This is a genomic window from Streptomyces altiplanensis (assembly GCF_053591575.1).
The window spans coordinates 16893-31542 of sequence record NZ_JBSFUB010000057.1 but is presented as its reverse complement, the minus strand read 5'-3'; the positions used below and the strand labels follow the sequence as shown (position 1 = coordinate 31542).

16 protein-coding genes are annotated in these 14650 nt (G+C 72.3%); 4 read left to right on the top strand and 12 right to left on the bottom strand.

The annotated features are described in order from the left end of the window. Nucleotides 1-50: 50 nt before the first annotated feature. From ACWD0Y_RS23270 to ACWD0Y_RS23250, 5 genes are all read right to left on the bottom strand, one after another. Nucleotides 51-875, bottom strand: a complete 825-nt coding sequence (locus tag ACWD0Y_RS23270; protein WP_450262242.1) for an ATP-binding cassette domain-containing protein — start codon at nt 873-875, stop codon at nt 51-53. Beyond that, entirely contained in the window at nt 842-1909 is a 1068-nt protein-coding gene (locus ACWD0Y_RS23265; RefSeq protein ID WP_450262241.1) for an ABC transporter permease, read from the bottom strand. The genes ACWD0Y_RS23270 and ACWD0Y_RS23265 overlap by 34 nt, the downstream gene beginning before the upstream one ends. Beyond that, nucleotides 1906-2919 carry a sugar ABC transporter substrate-binding protein gene (locus ACWD0Y_RS23260; RefSeq protein ID WP_450262240.1) on the bottom strand — a complete coding sequence of 338 codons (1014 nt, stop codon included), beginning with the start codon at nt 2917-2919 and terminating at the stop codon, nt 1906-1908. Before ACWD0Y_RS23260 ends, ACWD0Y_RS23265 begins: the two co-directional genes overlap by 4 nt. A 95-nt stretch (nt 2920-3014) precedes the next feature. Beyond that, nucleotides 3015-4013 (bottom strand): sugar ABC transporter substrate-binding protein, encoded by a 999-nt coding sequence (locus tag ACWD0Y_RS23255; protein WP_450262239.1) that lies wholly within the window; start codon nt 4011-4013, stop codon nt 3015-3017. Nucleotides 4014-4123: 110 nt separating this feature from the next. Next, complete coding sequence (locus ACWD0Y_RS23250; RefSeq protein WP_450262238.1) at nt 4124-4888, bottom strand: GntR family transcriptional regulator; 765 nt, start codon at nt 4886-4888, stop codon at nt 4124-4126. A gap of 108 nt (nt 4889-4996) precedes the next feature. On the opposite strand from ACWD0Y_RS23250, the gene ACWD0Y_RS23245 reads away from it, so the two are divergent. Both ACWD0Y_RS23245 and ACWD0Y_RS23240 read left to right on the top strand, forming a co-directional pair. Further along, entirely contained in the window at nt 4997-6001 is a 1005-nt protein-coding gene (locus tag ACWD0Y_RS23245) for a Gfo/Idh/MocA family protein (RefSeq protein ID WP_450262237.1), read from the top strand. Next, entirely contained in the window at nt 5998-6825 is an 828-nt protein-coding gene (locus ACWD0Y_RS23240) for an alpha/beta fold hydrolase (protein WP_450262236.1), read from the top strand. The genes ACWD0Y_RS23245 and ACWD0Y_RS23240 overlap by 4 nt, the downstream gene beginning before the upstream one ends. Nucleotides 6826-6920: 95 nt before the next feature. Here ACWD0Y_RS23240 and ACWD0Y_RS23235 read toward each other — a convergent pair whose 3' ends face one another. The 4 genes from ACWD0Y_RS23235 to ACWD0Y_RS23220 are packed head-to-tail and all read right to left on the bottom strand — an operon-like array spanning nt 6921 to nt 10477. Continuing rightward, on the bottom strand, nt 6921-7358 hold the full coding sequence (locus ACWD0Y_RS23235) for a PaaI family thioesterase (protein WP_450262235.1): 438 nt from the start codon (nt 7356-7358) through the stop codon (nt 6921-6923). Further along, a complete protein-coding gene (locus tag ACWD0Y_RS23230; RefSeq protein ID WP_450262234.1) occupies nt 7352-8560 on the bottom strand; it encodes a cytochrome P450 family protein in 1209 nt (402 codons plus the stop codon). The genes ACWD0Y_RS23235 and ACWD0Y_RS23230 overlap by 7 nt, the downstream gene beginning before the upstream one ends. Before the next feature lie 28 nt (nt 8561-8588). Next, entirely contained in the window at nt 8589-9266 is a 678-nt protein-coding gene (locus ACWD0Y_RS23225; protein ID WP_450262233.1) for a response regulator, read from the bottom strand. Next, nucleotides 9263-10477, bottom strand: a complete 1215-nt coding sequence (locus ACWD0Y_RS23220) for a sensor histidine kinase (protein WP_450262232.1) — start codon at nt 10475-10477, stop codon at nt 9263-9265. The genes ACWD0Y_RS23225 and ACWD0Y_RS23220 overlap by 4 nt, the downstream gene beginning before the upstream one ends. A 145-nt stretch (nt 10478-10622) precedes the next feature. Between ACWD0Y_RS23220 and ACWD0Y_RS23215 the strand changes: the two genes are divergently transcribed. After that, nucleotides 10623-10832 carry a hypothetical protein gene (locus tag ACWD0Y_RS23215; protein ID WP_450262231.1) on the top strand — a complete coding sequence of 70 codons (210 nt, stop codon included), beginning with the start codon at nt 10623-10625 and terminating at the stop codon, nt 10830-10832. Between the two features lie 47 nt (nt 10833-10879). On the opposite strand, the gene ACWD0Y_RS23210 is transcribed toward ACWD0Y_RS23215, so the two are convergent. Continuing rightward, nucleotides 10880-11824 carry a DMT family transporter gene (locus ACWD0Y_RS23210; RefSeq protein WP_450262230.1) on the bottom strand — a complete coding sequence of 315 codons (945 nt, stop codon included), beginning with the start codon at nt 11822-11824 and terminating at the stop codon, nt 10880-10882. Between the two features lie 80 nt (nt 11825-11904). Continuing rightward, a complete protein-coding gene (locus ACWD0Y_RS23205; protein WP_450262229.1) occupies nt 11905-12522 on the bottom strand; it encodes a dihydrofolate reductase family protein in 618 nt (205 codons plus the stop codon). Between the two features lie 195 nt (nt 12523-12717). On the opposite strand from ACWD0Y_RS23205, the gene ACWD0Y_RS23200 reads away from it, so the two are divergent. Beyond that, a complete protein-coding gene (locus ACWD0Y_RS23200) occupies nt 12718-13458 on the top strand; it encodes an SDR family NAD(P)-dependent oxidoreductase (protein ID WP_450262228.1) in 741 nt (246 codons plus the stop codon). A 78-nt stretch (nt 13459-13536) separates the two neighbouring features. Here ACWD0Y_RS23200 and alc read toward each other — a convergent pair whose 3' ends face one another. Beyond that, nucleotides 13537-14649: an allantoicase gene (gene alc, locus ACWD0Y_RS23195; RefSeq protein ID WP_450262227.1), complete on the bottom strand. Its 1113-nt coding sequence runs from the start codon at nt 14647-14649 to the stop codon at nt 13537-13539. Nucleotide 14650: the final 1 nt, after the last annotated feature.

The following is a 14650-nucleotide window of genomic DNA, read 5'->3' as shown; positions in this document are numbered from 1 at the left end:
CTCCGGTCCGCGGACGCCGGGCGGGCCGGGAACCGGCGCACGCGGCGGCGTCAGGCCCGTCCCGCCTCCAGCTCGTGGCTGAGCTGGTCGAGCTCGCTGCCGCCCGCCATCTGGCGCGTCAGCTCGTCGAGGGTGATCTCGTCGCGGATGTGGCTGCCGGACATCGCGCCGCGCTTGAGGAGCACGAAACGGTCGCCGACGAGGTAGGCGTGGTGCGGGTTGTGCGTGATGAGAACAACACCGAGACCCGCGTCGCGCGCCGCCGCGACGTACTTCAGTACGACACCGGACTGCTTGACGCCGAGTGCGGCGGTCGGCTCGTCGAGGACCAGGACCTTCGCCCCGAAGTGGACGGCGCGCGCGATGGCCACGCACTGGCGCTCGCCGCCCGAGAGCGTGCCGATGGGCTGGTCGACGTCGCGCAGGTCGATGCCCATGCGCAGCAGCGCGGAGCGGGTGGTCTCGCGCATGAGGCCGACGTCGAGCCGCTTGAAGGGGCCCGCGCCCTTCGTCGGCTCGGAGCCGAGGAAGAAGTTCCGCCAGACCGGCATCAGCGGTACGACGGCGAGGTCCTGGTAGACGGTCGCGATGCCCCGGTCCAGGGCGTCGCGGGGGTTCGCCAGCCGGGTCTCCTCGCCCTCGATCGAGAAGGTGCCCGCGTCGTGCTGGTGCAGACCCGCGATGATCTTGATGAGGGTGGACTTGCCGGCGCCGTTGTCGCCCAGTACGCAGCTGATCCGGCCCGCGTGGACTTCGAGGGAGACCCCCTCCAGGGCCTTGATGTTGCCGTAGAACTTGCTGACGTCGTGGAGCTCGACCAGGGGGGTCGTCGCGTGTTCGGTCACCGGGTCGCCTCCGCGCGCTTGCGTACCCATGCGTTGAGCAGGGTGGCCAGAAGGAGCATCGCTCCGAGGAAGAACTTGAACCAGTCGGGGTCCCACTCGGCGTACACGATGCCCTTGCTGGTCATGCCGAAGATGAAGGCACCGACCGCGGAGCCGATCGCCGAGCCGTAGCCGCCGGTGATCAGGCAGCCGCCGATGACGGCCGCGATGATGTAGATGAGCTCGTTGCCGACGCCTTCGCCGGACTGCACGACGTCGAAGGAGAAGAGCAGGTGCTGGCCGGAGATCCAGGCGCCGAGGGACACGCCCATGTAGAGCCCGATCCTGGTCTTGTTGACCGGGACGCCGACAGCGCGGGCCGCTTCCGCCCCGCCGCCGACCGCGAAGATCCAGTTGCCGGCGCGGGTGCGCAGCAGGATCCAGGTCGCGACGGCCACGAGGGCCAGCCACCACACCACAGTGACCTTGAGGTTCACCCCGCCGACGGTGACCTGCGACGCGAAGAGCGCCTTGGCGGAGTCGAAGCCCTCCATGTCGGCGATGCTCTTCGTCGACACCGTGCCGCTGATCAGCTTGGTGAGGCCCAGGTTCAGGCCGGTGAGCATCAGGAACGTACCGAGCGTGATGATGAAGCTCGGCAGTTTCGTGCGGGTGAGCATGACGCCGTTGAACACGCCGACGGCGAGCGTCACCAGGAGCGAGACGAGGACGCCGACCCAGATGTTGGCCGTCATCTGGTAGCTGAACATCGAGGAGACCAGCGCGGAGCTGGTCACCAGGACACCGGCCGACAGGTCGAACTCGCCGCCGATCATCAGCAGCGCGACCGGGACGGCCATGATGCCGATCACGGACGCGGCGTACAGGACGGTGCCGAAGCTGGACGGGCGCAGGAAGCTGTCCGCCACGACCGCGAAGAAGAGGAAGACGGCGACGGCGCCGACCACCGAGCCGAGCTCGGGGCGGCCGAGCAGTCTGCGCAGCAGCGACGTCCTCAGCAGCCGTTCGTCGGCGGGCGCCTTCTGGCCGGGGACCGGCGCCTGGGCCGGTGCGGTCGCGGTCATCGGGTCCTCCGCTTCGTGTAGGCCTCCAGGTCGGCGGCGTCCTTCTTGGTGACGATCTGGGGCCCGGTGAGGACCGGCTTCCCGCCGCCGAGCACGTCGGCGTTGTACTTGTAGAGCCACAGCAGGTCGACCGCCTGGTAACCCTGGAGGTAGGGCTGCTGGTCGACGGCGAAGCCGAGCGCGTCGCTCTGGAGCCCGGCGACGACCTGGGAGTTGAGGTCGAAGGTGTCGACCTCGGCCTTGCTGCCCGCCTGCTCCTTCGCCTTGACGGCGGCGTCCGCGAAGGGCGCGCCGAGGGTCACGACGGCGTCGATGTCCCGGTCGGTCTGGAGCTTCGCCTCGATGGACGCCTGTACGTCGGGCATGTTCGTGCCGTCGACGTAGAGGTTCTGCATCTCACCGTCGAAGGTCTTCTTCGCGCCCGCGCAGCGCTGCTCGTGGCCGACGTTGCCCTGCTCGTGCAGGACGCACAGCGCCTTCTTCCTCCCGCGCTTGCCGAGCTCCTCGCCGACGGCCTCACCGGCGATCGTCTCGTCCTGCCCGATGTGGGTGAGCGCGCCGAATTCCCTGGACTCGGCCGAGCCGGAGTTGACGGTGATCACCGGGATGCCGGCCTTGGTGGCCTTGGCGACGACGGCCTTCATGGCGTCGGGCTTGGCGAGTGTGACGATCAGCCCGTCGACCTTCTTGTCGATGTACGAGTCGACCAGCTGGGCCTGCTGCTGGCCCTCGTCGCTGTGGGCGTACAGAAACTTGATGTTGTCCTTGGCCGCGGCCTGCTCGGCGCCGCTCTGCACGATGTCCCAGAACGTGTCGCCGTCGCCCGAGTGGGTGACCATGCCGACGGTCCATTCAGGTGTGCTCACCGCGGCCTTCCCCCGGGCGGCGGCCTGCTCGGCCCGCTCCTCGGCGCGCTTGCCGCCCGTACTGCTGCACCCCACCAGGGAAGCCCCGAGTACCGCCGCCAGCACCGCGCCCACCGCGCGTACCCCTGTCCGAACCCTTGCCACGACGCCGTGCCCTTCCCGTACTCCTCGGTGCGGCCGGGGATCATTCAGACCGTCCCCGGCCGACCAAGTATCGGTTACGGAGGTTCGCACCGTATTCACCGGGTTCCACGGGCGGTGTACTTCTCCAGCGCCGGCACGTCCTCGTCCGTGACGAGGGCCGGCCCGGTGAGGACGGGCTTTCCGCCGCCGAGGACGTTTCCGTTGGTCTTGTGGAGCCACAGTCCGTCGACGGCGAGGTAACCCTGGAGGTACGGCTGCTGATCGACGGCGAAGCCGATCTCCTTGGCCTTGAGCTGCTCGACCACCTCGGCGTTGAGGTCGAACGTGTTGACCTCCGCCCCGCTCCCCGCGCCCGCCTTCGCCTTGACGGTGGCGGCCGCGAAGGGCGCGCCGAGGGTGACGACCGCGTCGATGTCCCGGCCGGTCTGGAGCTTCGCCTCGATGGAGGAGGTCGAGGCGGGCATGTTGGTGCCCTCGACATTGAGGTTCTCGACCGTTCCCCGGAACGTCTTCTTCACGCCCGCGCAGCGCGCTTCGAGGGAGACGTTCCCCTGTTCGTGGATGACACAGAGCGCCTTCTTCCTGCCGCGCTCGTTGAGCTCCTCGCCGACGGCCTCACCGGCGACGGACTCCTCCTGGCCGATGTGGCTGAGCGCGCCGGCCGCCCCGGAGTGCTCGCCGCCCGCGTTGATGGTGACGACGGGGATGCCGGCCGCGACGGCCTTCTCCACGGAGGCCCTGACCGCTTCCGGCTTCGCGAGGGTCACCACGATCCCGTCGACCTTCTTGGCGACGTAGGAGTCGATGAGCTGGGCCTGCCCCTTGCCCTCCTTGTCGGCGGCGTACAGGAACTCGACGTTGTCCTTGGCCGCGGCCTGTTCGGCGCCGTTCTTGACGATGTCCCAGAAGGTGTCGCCCTCTCCGGAGTGCGTCACCATGGCGATCTTCAGGCGTTCGGTGGCGACGGCCTTCCCCCCGCCGGCGCTGTCGCCGTTCTTCTCCTCGGAGTCCTTGCCGCCCTCGGAGCTGCACCCGGCCGCGAGGGCGAGCACGCATACGGCGACGAGGGCTGCTGCCTTGCGGTGGGTACGCATCGTGGGTTCCGCCTTGTCTCCCGGCCGCCCGTTGCGGCTGGAGGAGTTCTAGCGGCGTACGCGATCCCCCGTCAATGCTTTGTCCGAACATTCTTACGCGGCAATGTTTTTCACGGCCTGACGAGCAGCTGGAACTCGAAGGCGTAGCGCGAGGCCCGGTAGATGTGCGAACCGAACTCGACCGCCCGCCCCGTGTCGTCGAACGTCGTCCGCTGCATCGTCAGCAGCGGCGCCCCCTCCGCCTCCCCCAGCTGCCGCGCCTCGTCGGCCCCGGCCGCACGCGCCCCCACCGACTGGCGCGCGCTGTGCAGCGTGATGCCGACCGCGCGCATCATCCGGTAGAGGCCGGTCGCCTCGAGGTGCTCGGTGCCGAGGGCCAGCAGCCCGGTGGGCAGGTGGTTGCGCAGGAGGGCCATGGGCTCGTCGTGCGCGAGGCGCAGCCGCTCGACGAGGTGGACGTCGCTGCCCTCCGCCACACCGAGCGCCGCCGCGACCTCGGCGGTCGCCGGTTCGAGGGTGTTGCGCAGGACCGTGGTGGCGGGCAGCTGGCCCGCGGCTTCGAGGTCGTCGTACAGGCTGCTGAGTTCGAGGGGGCGCTTGACCTGGCTGTGCACGACCTGGGTGCCGACACCGCGGCGGCGGACCAGCAGGCCCTTGTCGACGAGCGACTGGATGGCCTGGCGGACGGTGGGGCGGGACAGGCCGAGGCGTCCGGCCAGTTCGATCTCGTTGCCGAGGAGGCTCCCAGGAGCGAGCCGGCCCTTCTCGATCGCCGCTTCCAGCTGCTGCGACAGCTGGAAGTACAGCGGGACCGGGCTGTTCCGGTCCACGCCGAGCAGCAGGGAGATCGTGGGGTCAGCCGCGGGTTTCGACACGCAGTGAGCGTAACCCCAGGTAATGACCACAGGAAGTCCTGAGGTCCGGTCGTTCGGTTGTCCGGACAAACCCTTGACAGGGTGGCGGCAGGGCACCACTTTGGGGCCATGCGCATCGGACTCATCGGCACGGGACGTATCGGTTCATTCCACGCTGACGTGCTCAGCCGTCACCGGGAAGTGAGTGCTCTCCTCGTCACGGACACCGATACGGCGCGGGCCGCGGCGGTCGCCGGCCGGGTCGGCGCGACCGCCGCGTCCTCGGTCGACGAGATCTTCGCGCGGGGCGTGGACGCCGTGGTCATCGCCTCCGCCACCTCGGCGCACGCCGAGCTGATCGGCCGGGCCGCGCGGGCCGGGCTGCCGGCGTTCTGCGAGAAGCCGATCGCACTCGACCTGGCGGGGACGCTGGGCGCGCTGCGGGAGGTCGAAGCGGCGGGGACCGTGCTCCAGCTCGGCTTCATGCGCCGGTTCGACGCCGGGTACACCACGGCGCGCGAGCTCGTGCGGTCCGGGAGCCTGGGCCGGCTGCACACCGTACGGGCGACGACCTCCGACCCGGCGCCGCCGCCCGCCGCGTACCTGCCGCTGTCCGGCGGCCTCTACCGCGACTGCCTGGTGCACGACTTCGACATCCTGCGCTGGGTCACGGGGCGCGAGGTCGTCGAGGTGTACGCCACCGGGTCCGACGCGGGGCCCGCGATGTTCCGCGCGGCGGGCGACGTCGACACGGCCGCGGCGGTCCTCACCCTCGACGACGGCACGCTCGCCACCGCCACGGCCACCCGCTGCAACGGCGCCGGGTACGACGTGCGGATGGAGCTGGCGGGCGAGCTCGACCAGGTGTCGGTCGGCCTCGACGGCCGGACGCCGATCACCTCGACCGAGCCGAAGGGGCCGCCGGCCTGCGAGCAGCCGTGGCCCGGCTTCCTGGAACGGTTCGCCCCGGCGTACGAGGCGGAGCTGGACGCCTTCGTCCGGCTCGTACGGGGCGAGCGGGACAACCCCTGCGACGGCGGGGAGGCGCTGCACGCGCTGCGCATCGCGGAGGCGTGCGAGCGCTCGCGCCGGGAGCGGCGTCCGGTCCGGATGGAAGAGGTGCCCGCGTCATGACGCTGAAGACGGACGACGGGACGAGGCTGTGGACGGAGCGGACCGGTGAGGGCGACCCGGTGGTGCTGTGCCACGGCGGGCCCGGAGTGTGGGACACCCTCGAGGACGTGGCCGCGCTGCTCGCGGACCGGGCGGCGGTGTACCGCTGGGACCAGCGCGGCTGCGGGCGCTCCGAGCGGCGCGGCCCCTGGTCGGTGGCCGGGTCGGTGGCCGATCTCGACGCCGTACGCCGCCACTTCGGGCTGGATTCCGTGACGCTGCTCGGCCACTCCTGGGGGGCGAGGCTCGCCCTGCACTACGCGCTCGCGCACCCGGGGCGGGTGACGAGGCTGGTGTACGTCTCGGGCACCGGGATCGGACCGGACTCCGCCTGGCATCCGGAGTTCGTACGGAACCTGCGCTCCGCGATCGGCGAGGGGCTGCCCCGCTGGGAGGAGCTGAGGTCCGGGGAGCGGCTCACGGCGGCGGAGGAGCGCGAGATGTACGTGCTCCAGTGGGCGGCGGACTTCGCGGGGCCGGACCGGGAACGGGCGCGCGTGCTGGCCGAGCGGATGGCCACGCCCTGGCTCGGCGTCAACTCCGAGTGCCATGCGGAGATCGTCGCCGAGACGAGGACGATGAGCGAGCATCAGCTCCATGTGGCGTGCGGTGGGCTGAGGGTGCCGGTCGTCATCGTGGACGGCGCACAGGACATCCGGCCGCGGGGGGCGGTGGACTCGCTGGAGCAGGCTCTGCCGGACGTCAGGCGGGTGACGCTCGCGGGGGCGGGGCACATGCCGTGGGCGGAGGACCCGACGGGGTTCGTCGCGGCGGTCACGCCTTAGCGGGGGCGGCGGGGCGGTCGCGCCCCGGCGGGGGCGGCGGGGCCGGAGGAGGCGGCCCCGCTGGGGCGTGCGGGCGGAGCCCCGGGCCCCGGCCCTCAACCGCCGGACGGGCCGGAAGCCGCCGTGAGCACCGTGCCCTGCGCCACCGCGCACAGCGTCTCGGTGCCCGCCTCGTCCGCCACATACACGTCGCAGCGGCACACCGCCTGCCGGCGGCCGCCGTGCACGACGGCGGCGCGGGCGATCAGCGTCGCACCGGTCGCGGGGCGTACGTACTGGATGGAGAAGCCACCGGTGAGGACGGCGGGGCCGAGCGCCGCGCCGCCCGCGAAGGTGAGGGCGTTGTCGGCGGCGTACGCCAGGACTCCCCCGTGCAGGAAGCCGTTCTGCTGGCACAGCTCGTCACGGATGTCCACTTCGAGTACGGCTTCGCCGTCCCCGAACCCCGTGATCCGCGCGCCGAGCAGCCGGCTGAACGGCTGGCTGTCCAGGACCTTCCGGGCCGAGGCCAGGTCGAAGCCGGCGCTCACCACCGCACCTCCAGACGCCGTACGCCCCGCATGAGCAGCCCGGGCAGCCACTCCAGCGGGCCGCCGTCGGGGGCGAGCGCCAGGTCCGGGCAGCGTTCCAGGAGCGTGCGGACGGCGATGCGGCCCTCCATGCGGGCCAGCGGTGCGCCCAGGCAGAAGTGCAGGCCGTGCCCGAAGGCGAGATGGCCCGGGCCCCTCCCCTTCCCGGTGGCCGCTGTGCGCGTGATGTCGAAGCGGTCCGGCTCGGGGAAGCGGGCGGTGTCGCGGTCGGCGGCGGCGAGGGAGACCAGGACCGGATCGCCGGCCGGTATGACGAGGCCGCCGATCCCGAAGGGCTCGCGGGCGAAGCGGTACGTGGCGTTCTCCACGGGGCCGTCGTAGCGCAGCATCTCCTCGACCGCGCTGTCGATGAGCCCGAAGTCGGCGCGCAGGGCGGCCAGTTGCTCCGGGTGGGCGAGGAGCACCCGTACCCCGTTGGAGATCAGGTTGACGGTGGTCTCGTGGCCCGCGATGAGCAGCAGGAAGGCCATGCCGATGAGCTCGTCAGGGGTGAGCCGGTCGCCGTCCTCGTCCCGCGTCCTGATCAGCGCGCTCAGCAGGTCGTCGCCGGGCGACGAGCGCTTGTCCTCGACCAGTTCGGCGAGGTACTCCCCCATGGCCCGTACGGCCGCGCCCTCCGCTTCGGCGCCGGTCGGCGCGACGATCTCGTTGGACCAGCCGCGGAAGGAGGCCCGGTCCAGGTCGGGCACGCCGAGGAGTTCGCAGATGACGGTCATGGGCAGCGGGAAGGCGAGGGAGTCCACGAGGTCGGCCGTGCGGTTCTCGCCGGCCGTCATCGCGTCGAGGAGTTCGTCGGTGACGCGCTGGACCCGGGGCCGCAGCGCCTCGATCCTGCGGCCGGTGAACTCCCGGGCGACGAGCCCCCGCAGCCTCGTGTGGTGGGGCGGGTCGGACTCCAGCATGTTGGCGCCGATCGGGTTGTCGGCCGAGGTCCCGTCCCACAGGTTCGAGATCCGCCAGTCCTTGCCGAGCCGCGGGTCGGCGAGCGCCCGCCGCGCCTCGTCATGGCCGACGATCAGCCACACCTCTCCCGCGGACTCGGTCCGGACCCGGTGGACGGGGCCGGCCGCGCGCAGTTTCGCGTAGTACGGATACGGATCCGCCGCGAACTCCTCGGCGTGGTCACTGAGATCGACGACTGTCATGCTCCCCACCTCTTCGGAGTCCGCCCGGTCAGCCTACGTCGCCGCCCTCGTCGAGGAGGCCCGCGTCGTGCACCAGCAGCGCGATCTGGACACGGTTGTTGAAATCGAGCTTGGCCAGGACGCGCGACACGTGGGCCTTGACGGTGGGCACGCTCATGTACAGCGACGCGGCGATCTGCGCGTTGGACTGTCCGCGCCCGACGGCGACCGCGACCTCCCGCTCGCGCTCGGCGAGTTCGCCGATCCGCCGCGCCGCCGTGTCCCTGCGGGGATCGGCGGACACCTCGGCGACATGGGTCATCAGCCGGCGGGTGACCGCCGGTGAGAGCACCGGGTCCCCTGCCGCCACCCGTCGTACCGACTCGACGATCTGCGCGGGCGCGGTGTCCTTGAGCACGAATCCGGCGGCCCCGGCCCGCAGCGCCCGCAGCACCTGCTCGTCGGCGTGGAAGGTGGTGAGGACGACGACCTCGGGGGCGTCGGGGCGGCGGCGCAGTTCCTCGGTCGCCGTGAGGCCGTCCATGACCGGCATCCGGATGTCCATGAGGACCACGTCGGGGCGGTGCAGGCCGGCCATCGCCACGGCCTCGGCGCCGTCGGCCGCCTCCCCCACGATCTCGATGTCACCGGCCCCGCCGAGCATGAAGGTGAGCCCGGCCCGTACCAGCGGGTCGTCGTCGACGATGAGCAGTCTGATGGTCGTCATGCGGCCCACGGTAGCCAGGCGCCGACCCGGAATCCGCCGTCGGTGGTGGGTCCGTGGTCGAGACGGCCGCCGGCGAGCGCGGCCCGTTCGGTCAGGCCGATGAGCCCCTGGCCCGAGCCCGGGACCTCGGGAGGATCCCCCTCGGGGGCCGGGTTGCGCACCTCGACGGTGAGGCCGTCGCCCGGTGCTCCGGCCAGCGTCACGGTGACCTCGGCGCCGGGCGCGTGCTTGCGGGCGTTGGTCAGGCCCTCCTGGGCGATGCGGTAGGCGTTGCGGCCGGTGGCGGCGGGCACGTCCTGGGGGCGGGCGACGCGGTTGTCGAGGGTGACCTCCATGCCGGCCTCGCGGGACTCGGCGACCAGGGCGTCGAGGGTGGCGAGGGTGGGCTGCGGCCGGTGCTCGTCACCGGCCGCCGGTCCGCGCAGTACGCCGATGACGTCCCGCAGGTCGTTGAGCGCCTCGTGCGCGCTGTCGCGGATCACCCCGGCGGCGCGGGCGATCTCGGCGGGCGGGGCGTCGGGGCGGAATTCGAGCGCGCCGGCGTGGACGCTGAGCAGGGTGAGCCGGTGGGCGAGCACGTCGTGCATCTCGCGTGCGACGGCCTCGCGGGCCAGGCGCTGCGCCTGTTCGGCGCGGAGCGCCGCCTCGGCCTCGGCGCGGCGGGCGCGGTCGCGCAGCGACACGACGAGCTGACGGCGGGAGCGTACGAACATGCCCCACCCGATGACCAGCAGCACGATCACGACGGTCGCGACGGCGGAGACCAGGAAGGGCAGGGTGGGGTCGGGACGCAGTACCGCCTGCACCAGACCGCCCACGACGGCGGCGGAGCCGACGGCGGCGACCACCTTGAACGGGCGGTGCACGGTGAGCGTGAACAGCGCGACGAGCTCGGCACCGGACGCGACGGGCGCCACGGCGGAGACGGCGACGAGGGTGACGGCCAGACCCACGGGCCAGCGGCGCCGCACCCACAGGGCGCAGCAGGCGGCGGCGCCGACGAGCTGGTCGAGGAAGACGACGTACGGGGGGTTGCCGACGCTGTCGGCGACATCGGCCGCGGCGATGCCGAGGAGCGCGGCGAACAGGAACATGAGGATGTCGACGAACCAGTCCCGCGGAGTACGGCGCGGCCGCCTGCCCCGGTCCCCCGGCAGGTCGGGGCCGGCCATCGCCGAGGGCTGAAGCCAGCGGTACTCCTGATCGGTCATGTCGACAAAGCTACGGTCGCGGGGGCCGGTTCCGGGCGCCGGAGCCGCGGACGGCGACCAAAGTCACGAAGTCCCAGACTTCCGGCGCACCACCGGATTCCGACGGCCGACGCGGCGGGCCGCCGGACGGCGCGACGATCGGCGCATGAAGAAGATTCTTGAGGTCGCCGGATTCGTGCTGTTCGTGGCCGGTGCGTCGGGTGTGGTGCACGAAGTCACCGGGTGGATGCCGAAGTTCTTCGGGTTCCTTCAGCTGCTGCCGTTCCTGCGGGGCCACGAGATCTACACGAACATCGTGCTCGCGGTGGCGGGCGTGGCCCTGATGGCCGCCTCCGACCGCTTCCGGCGGGTGTAGGGGCGGGCGGGCCGCGCCCCGCTCGCCGCGCCCGGGCGGGGCGCCTGCTACGGCCGCGCCCCCGCCCGCCGGCCCCACGCCGTCCCGGCCAGCACCAGTACGCCGCCCAGGAGGCCGGCCGCGCCGAGCCGTTCGCCGCCGATCGCGATGCCGGCCGCCGCCGCCCACAGGGGCTCCGTGCCGAGGAGGAGGCTGACGCGGGACGGGGAGGTGCGGCGTACCGCCCACATCTGCACGAAGAAGGCGAAGAGCGTGCAGAAGACGGAGAGGAAGACCAGCCCCGCCCATTCGCGCGGCCCGAAGCCCGCCGCGGCCGTCCAGGGCGCCGGGCCCGTGCCGGGGGCGGCCGCCAGTACCGCGAAAACGGCCACCGCGCCGCCCAGTTGGACCGTCGTGAGCGACAGCGCGTCCGCGCCCTGGACGGACTTGATCCTGGCCATCGCGAGCACGTGCACGGTACGGGCGAGCGCCGCCAGCAGCATCAGCAGGTCGCCGGGCGAAGGTGTGGTGAAGCCGCCGCCCTGGGTCAGCAGCACCACACCGGCCACCGAGAGGCCCGCCGCTCCCAGGAAGGCGCGGGACGGCCTGGTCCGCGTCACTACGGCCTCGGCGAGCGGGGTGAAGATCATGGTGAGGCTGATGATGAGCCCGGCGTTGGTGGCCGAGGTGTGCACGACGCCGTAGGTCTCCAGCAGGAAGATCACGCTGAGCACGAGCCCGAGCAGCCCCGCGCCGCGCCACTGGGCGGCGTCCAGCGCGCGCAGGTTCCGCCACCCGGCAACGGCCAGGACGGGCAGCACGACGGCGAAGCGCAGGACCAGGACGGCCACCACGGTCTGCGCGGTGGTGATCTCCTTGGCCGCGAGGTAGCTCGCGCCCCAGACGACCGCGACCAGCAGTACGGGAAGGTCGGTGAGCCACGCCGCCCGGCCCGGCGGCGCGGGGCCGGGCGCGGGTACGGGTACGGCGGTCGGCGATGGTGCGGCGGCCACGGGCGCGGTCTCCCCCGGGAAGGGTGGTGTGGAGACTTCGGCGGCTCGCACGCGGAGCGATCACCGTATCCGGGCGTGGGTCACTGGTCGAGCCCGAATGTGCCGTACTCCGGCCGGCCCGCGGGCCGGTAGGTGTGGATGGCGGTCCCGGCCTCGGTGGTCCTGCTGCCGGCCAGTTCGAACGAGGTCGGCAGGCCGCCCTCCTCGAACAGCCGCTGTCCCGCGCCGAGGACGACGGGGTAGACCAGCAGGTTGTACTCGTCGATGAGGTCGTGGCGCATCAGAGACCCGGCGAGCTTGCCGCTGCCGTGGATCTGGAGCTCGCGGCCGGGCTGTTCCCTGAGCCGCGAGACCTCCTCCGCGACGTTGCCGGGGATGACGGTGGAGTTGTTCCAGTCCGCCTTGTCCATCGTCGTGGACGCGACGTACTTCGGGAGGTTGTTGAGGCGGCTCGCGATCGGGTCGTTCTCGTCGGTGACCTTCGGCCAGAAGGCCGCGAAGATCTCGTACGTACGCCGGCCGAGCAGGAAGGCGTCGGCGCGGCCGAAGAGCTCGTCGACGAAGCGGCCCATGCCCTCGTCGGCGAAGGGCACGAGCCAGCCGCCGTGCTCGAAGCCGCCGCTGGTGTCCTCCTCACGGCCGCCCGGGGCCTGCATGACGCCGTCGAGCGTGAGGAACGTGGTGAGTGTGATCTTCATGGTCCGGTCCCCTTCCGCGCTTGTGTGTCACCGGTTCTGACTCCACGCTTCCACGGAATTCATCGGTCCGCCGGGGGAGGCCCGGGCACGGCGTCCGTTTGCCGCCAGCGCCCGCCACCCGCCCCCGGTTTCCTTGAATCCGTAACGGCTTCGGGCGCGCACAGCGGCCACGGAACGGAAGAAGAGGCAGTCGACATGGCTTCACTGGACGGCAGGACGGCTCTGGTCACCGGCGGCAGCCGCGGCATCGGCGCGGCGATCGCGCTGCGGCTCGCGCGGGACGGCGCGGATGTGGCGATCACCTACGTACAGGACGAGGCGGGCGCCCACGAGATCGTCCAGAAGATCGAGTCGGCGGGGCGGCGCGGCGTCGCGCTGCGGGCCGACGCGGCGGACCCGGCGGCCGTCACCGGGGCGGTGGGGCAGGCGGTGGACGTGCTCGGCCGGCTCGACATCCTGGTCAACAACGCGGGGGTCGGCGTGCTCGGCCCGATCGACGCGCTGACGCTCGCCGACGTGGACCGGGTGCTGGCGGTGAACGTACGGGCGGTCTTCCTCGCCTCGCAGGCCGCCGCCGGCGTGATGGAACGCGGCGGCAGGATCGTCTCCGTCGGCAGTTGCATGGCCCTGCGGGTGCCGGGCCCCGGCGGAACGCTGTACTCCACGAGCAAGGCCGCGCTGATCGGGCTGAACAAGGCCCTGGCGCGGGAGCTGGGCGGCCGGGGCATCACGGCCAACCTCGTCCACCCGGGACCGATCGACACGGACATGAACCCGGCGGGCGGCCCGTACGCCGCGCCGCAGACCGAGCTGACGGCCCTCGGCCGCTTCGGCACCGCCGACGAGGTCGCTGCGACGGTCGCGTTCCTGGCGAGCGAGGACGCCGCGTACATGACGGGGTCCGAGGTGGTGGTCGACGGCGGCCACGCGGCATAGGACCGCCGGAGGAGGAGCGGAGTGCGCCGGGGCCGTCGCGACCCGGCGCACTCCGCGTTCAGGGGCGCGGCCCGGGCGTCAGCCGCCCAGTTCCTGGTGCCGGGCCGCCAGGCGCGCCGCGCCGGTCCCGGTCAGGGAGCCGAAGAGGCGCAGCCGGGAGATGCCGCCGTCCGGGAAGATGTCCATCCGTATCTCGGTGGCCGCCGGGACCGCGCCCAGGACGAATCGGTGGTTCGTGTCGGGCTGGAGCCGGGTCCGGGGCAGGATCTCGGTCCACGCGCCGTCGGCGCCGTCGCGCACCGAGAGCGCCGCCCAGCCCGCCGAGTTGCCCTTGAGGTACGCCGTGTCGATCTCGACGGCACGGATCTCGGCCTGCTCCACCAGGTGGTAGTGGATCCAGTCGTTGCCCTTGTCGCGGCGGCGGCGGGTCTCCCAACCGTCGTCCATCTTGTGCGAGCGGCCCGGCTGGATGGTGTGGGTGGCCGGGGAGTAGAAGCGGTCGGAGGCGTCCTCGACGCGGCCGCCGTTCTCCAGGGCGACGAGGTCGAACGTACCGAGGGTGGCGAGCCAGGCCGGGTCCGGTGCGACCTCGCCGTACACGCGCAGGCGGGCGATGCCGCCGTCGGGGTGCTGGTTGACCCGCAGGTGGGTGAAGCGCTGCTCGACGTCGACGGCGAAGCCGTTGGCCGCGTGGCCGCCGACCGCCGTACGGGGGACGAGGGTCACCCACTTCACGCCGTCGGCCAGGAGGTCCTCGGGCGAGGGCGAACCCGGCACCGAAGCGGCCTCGACCGAGACCGCCTGCGGGTAGTTGCCGCGGAAGTGGGCGGTGTCGACGACGATCCCGCGTACGACGCCGGGCGCTCCCAGCCGTACGAGGGCCCAGTCGTGGTCCTCGTCGGTGGGGTGGGGCTGCTGGGCGCTGACGCCACGGCGGCGGCGGGTCTCCCAGCCGTCCATGATCTTGCCCTTGTGGCCGAAGTGCTCGGGGTCGAACTCCGCCGCTCCGGGCCGCAGCATGTTCTCGCGCTCGGCGAAGAACTCGTCGTTGGCGGCGATCACGCCCGCGCCGAGCCGCCGGTCGGCGAGGTCCGCGAAGTGGGTGAAGGGGAAGTCGGCGGTGCGGTAGTCGGCGTACGGGTCGCCGCCGCCGTACGGGTTCGCGTCACCGGTGAAGGACGGGGTCGACACG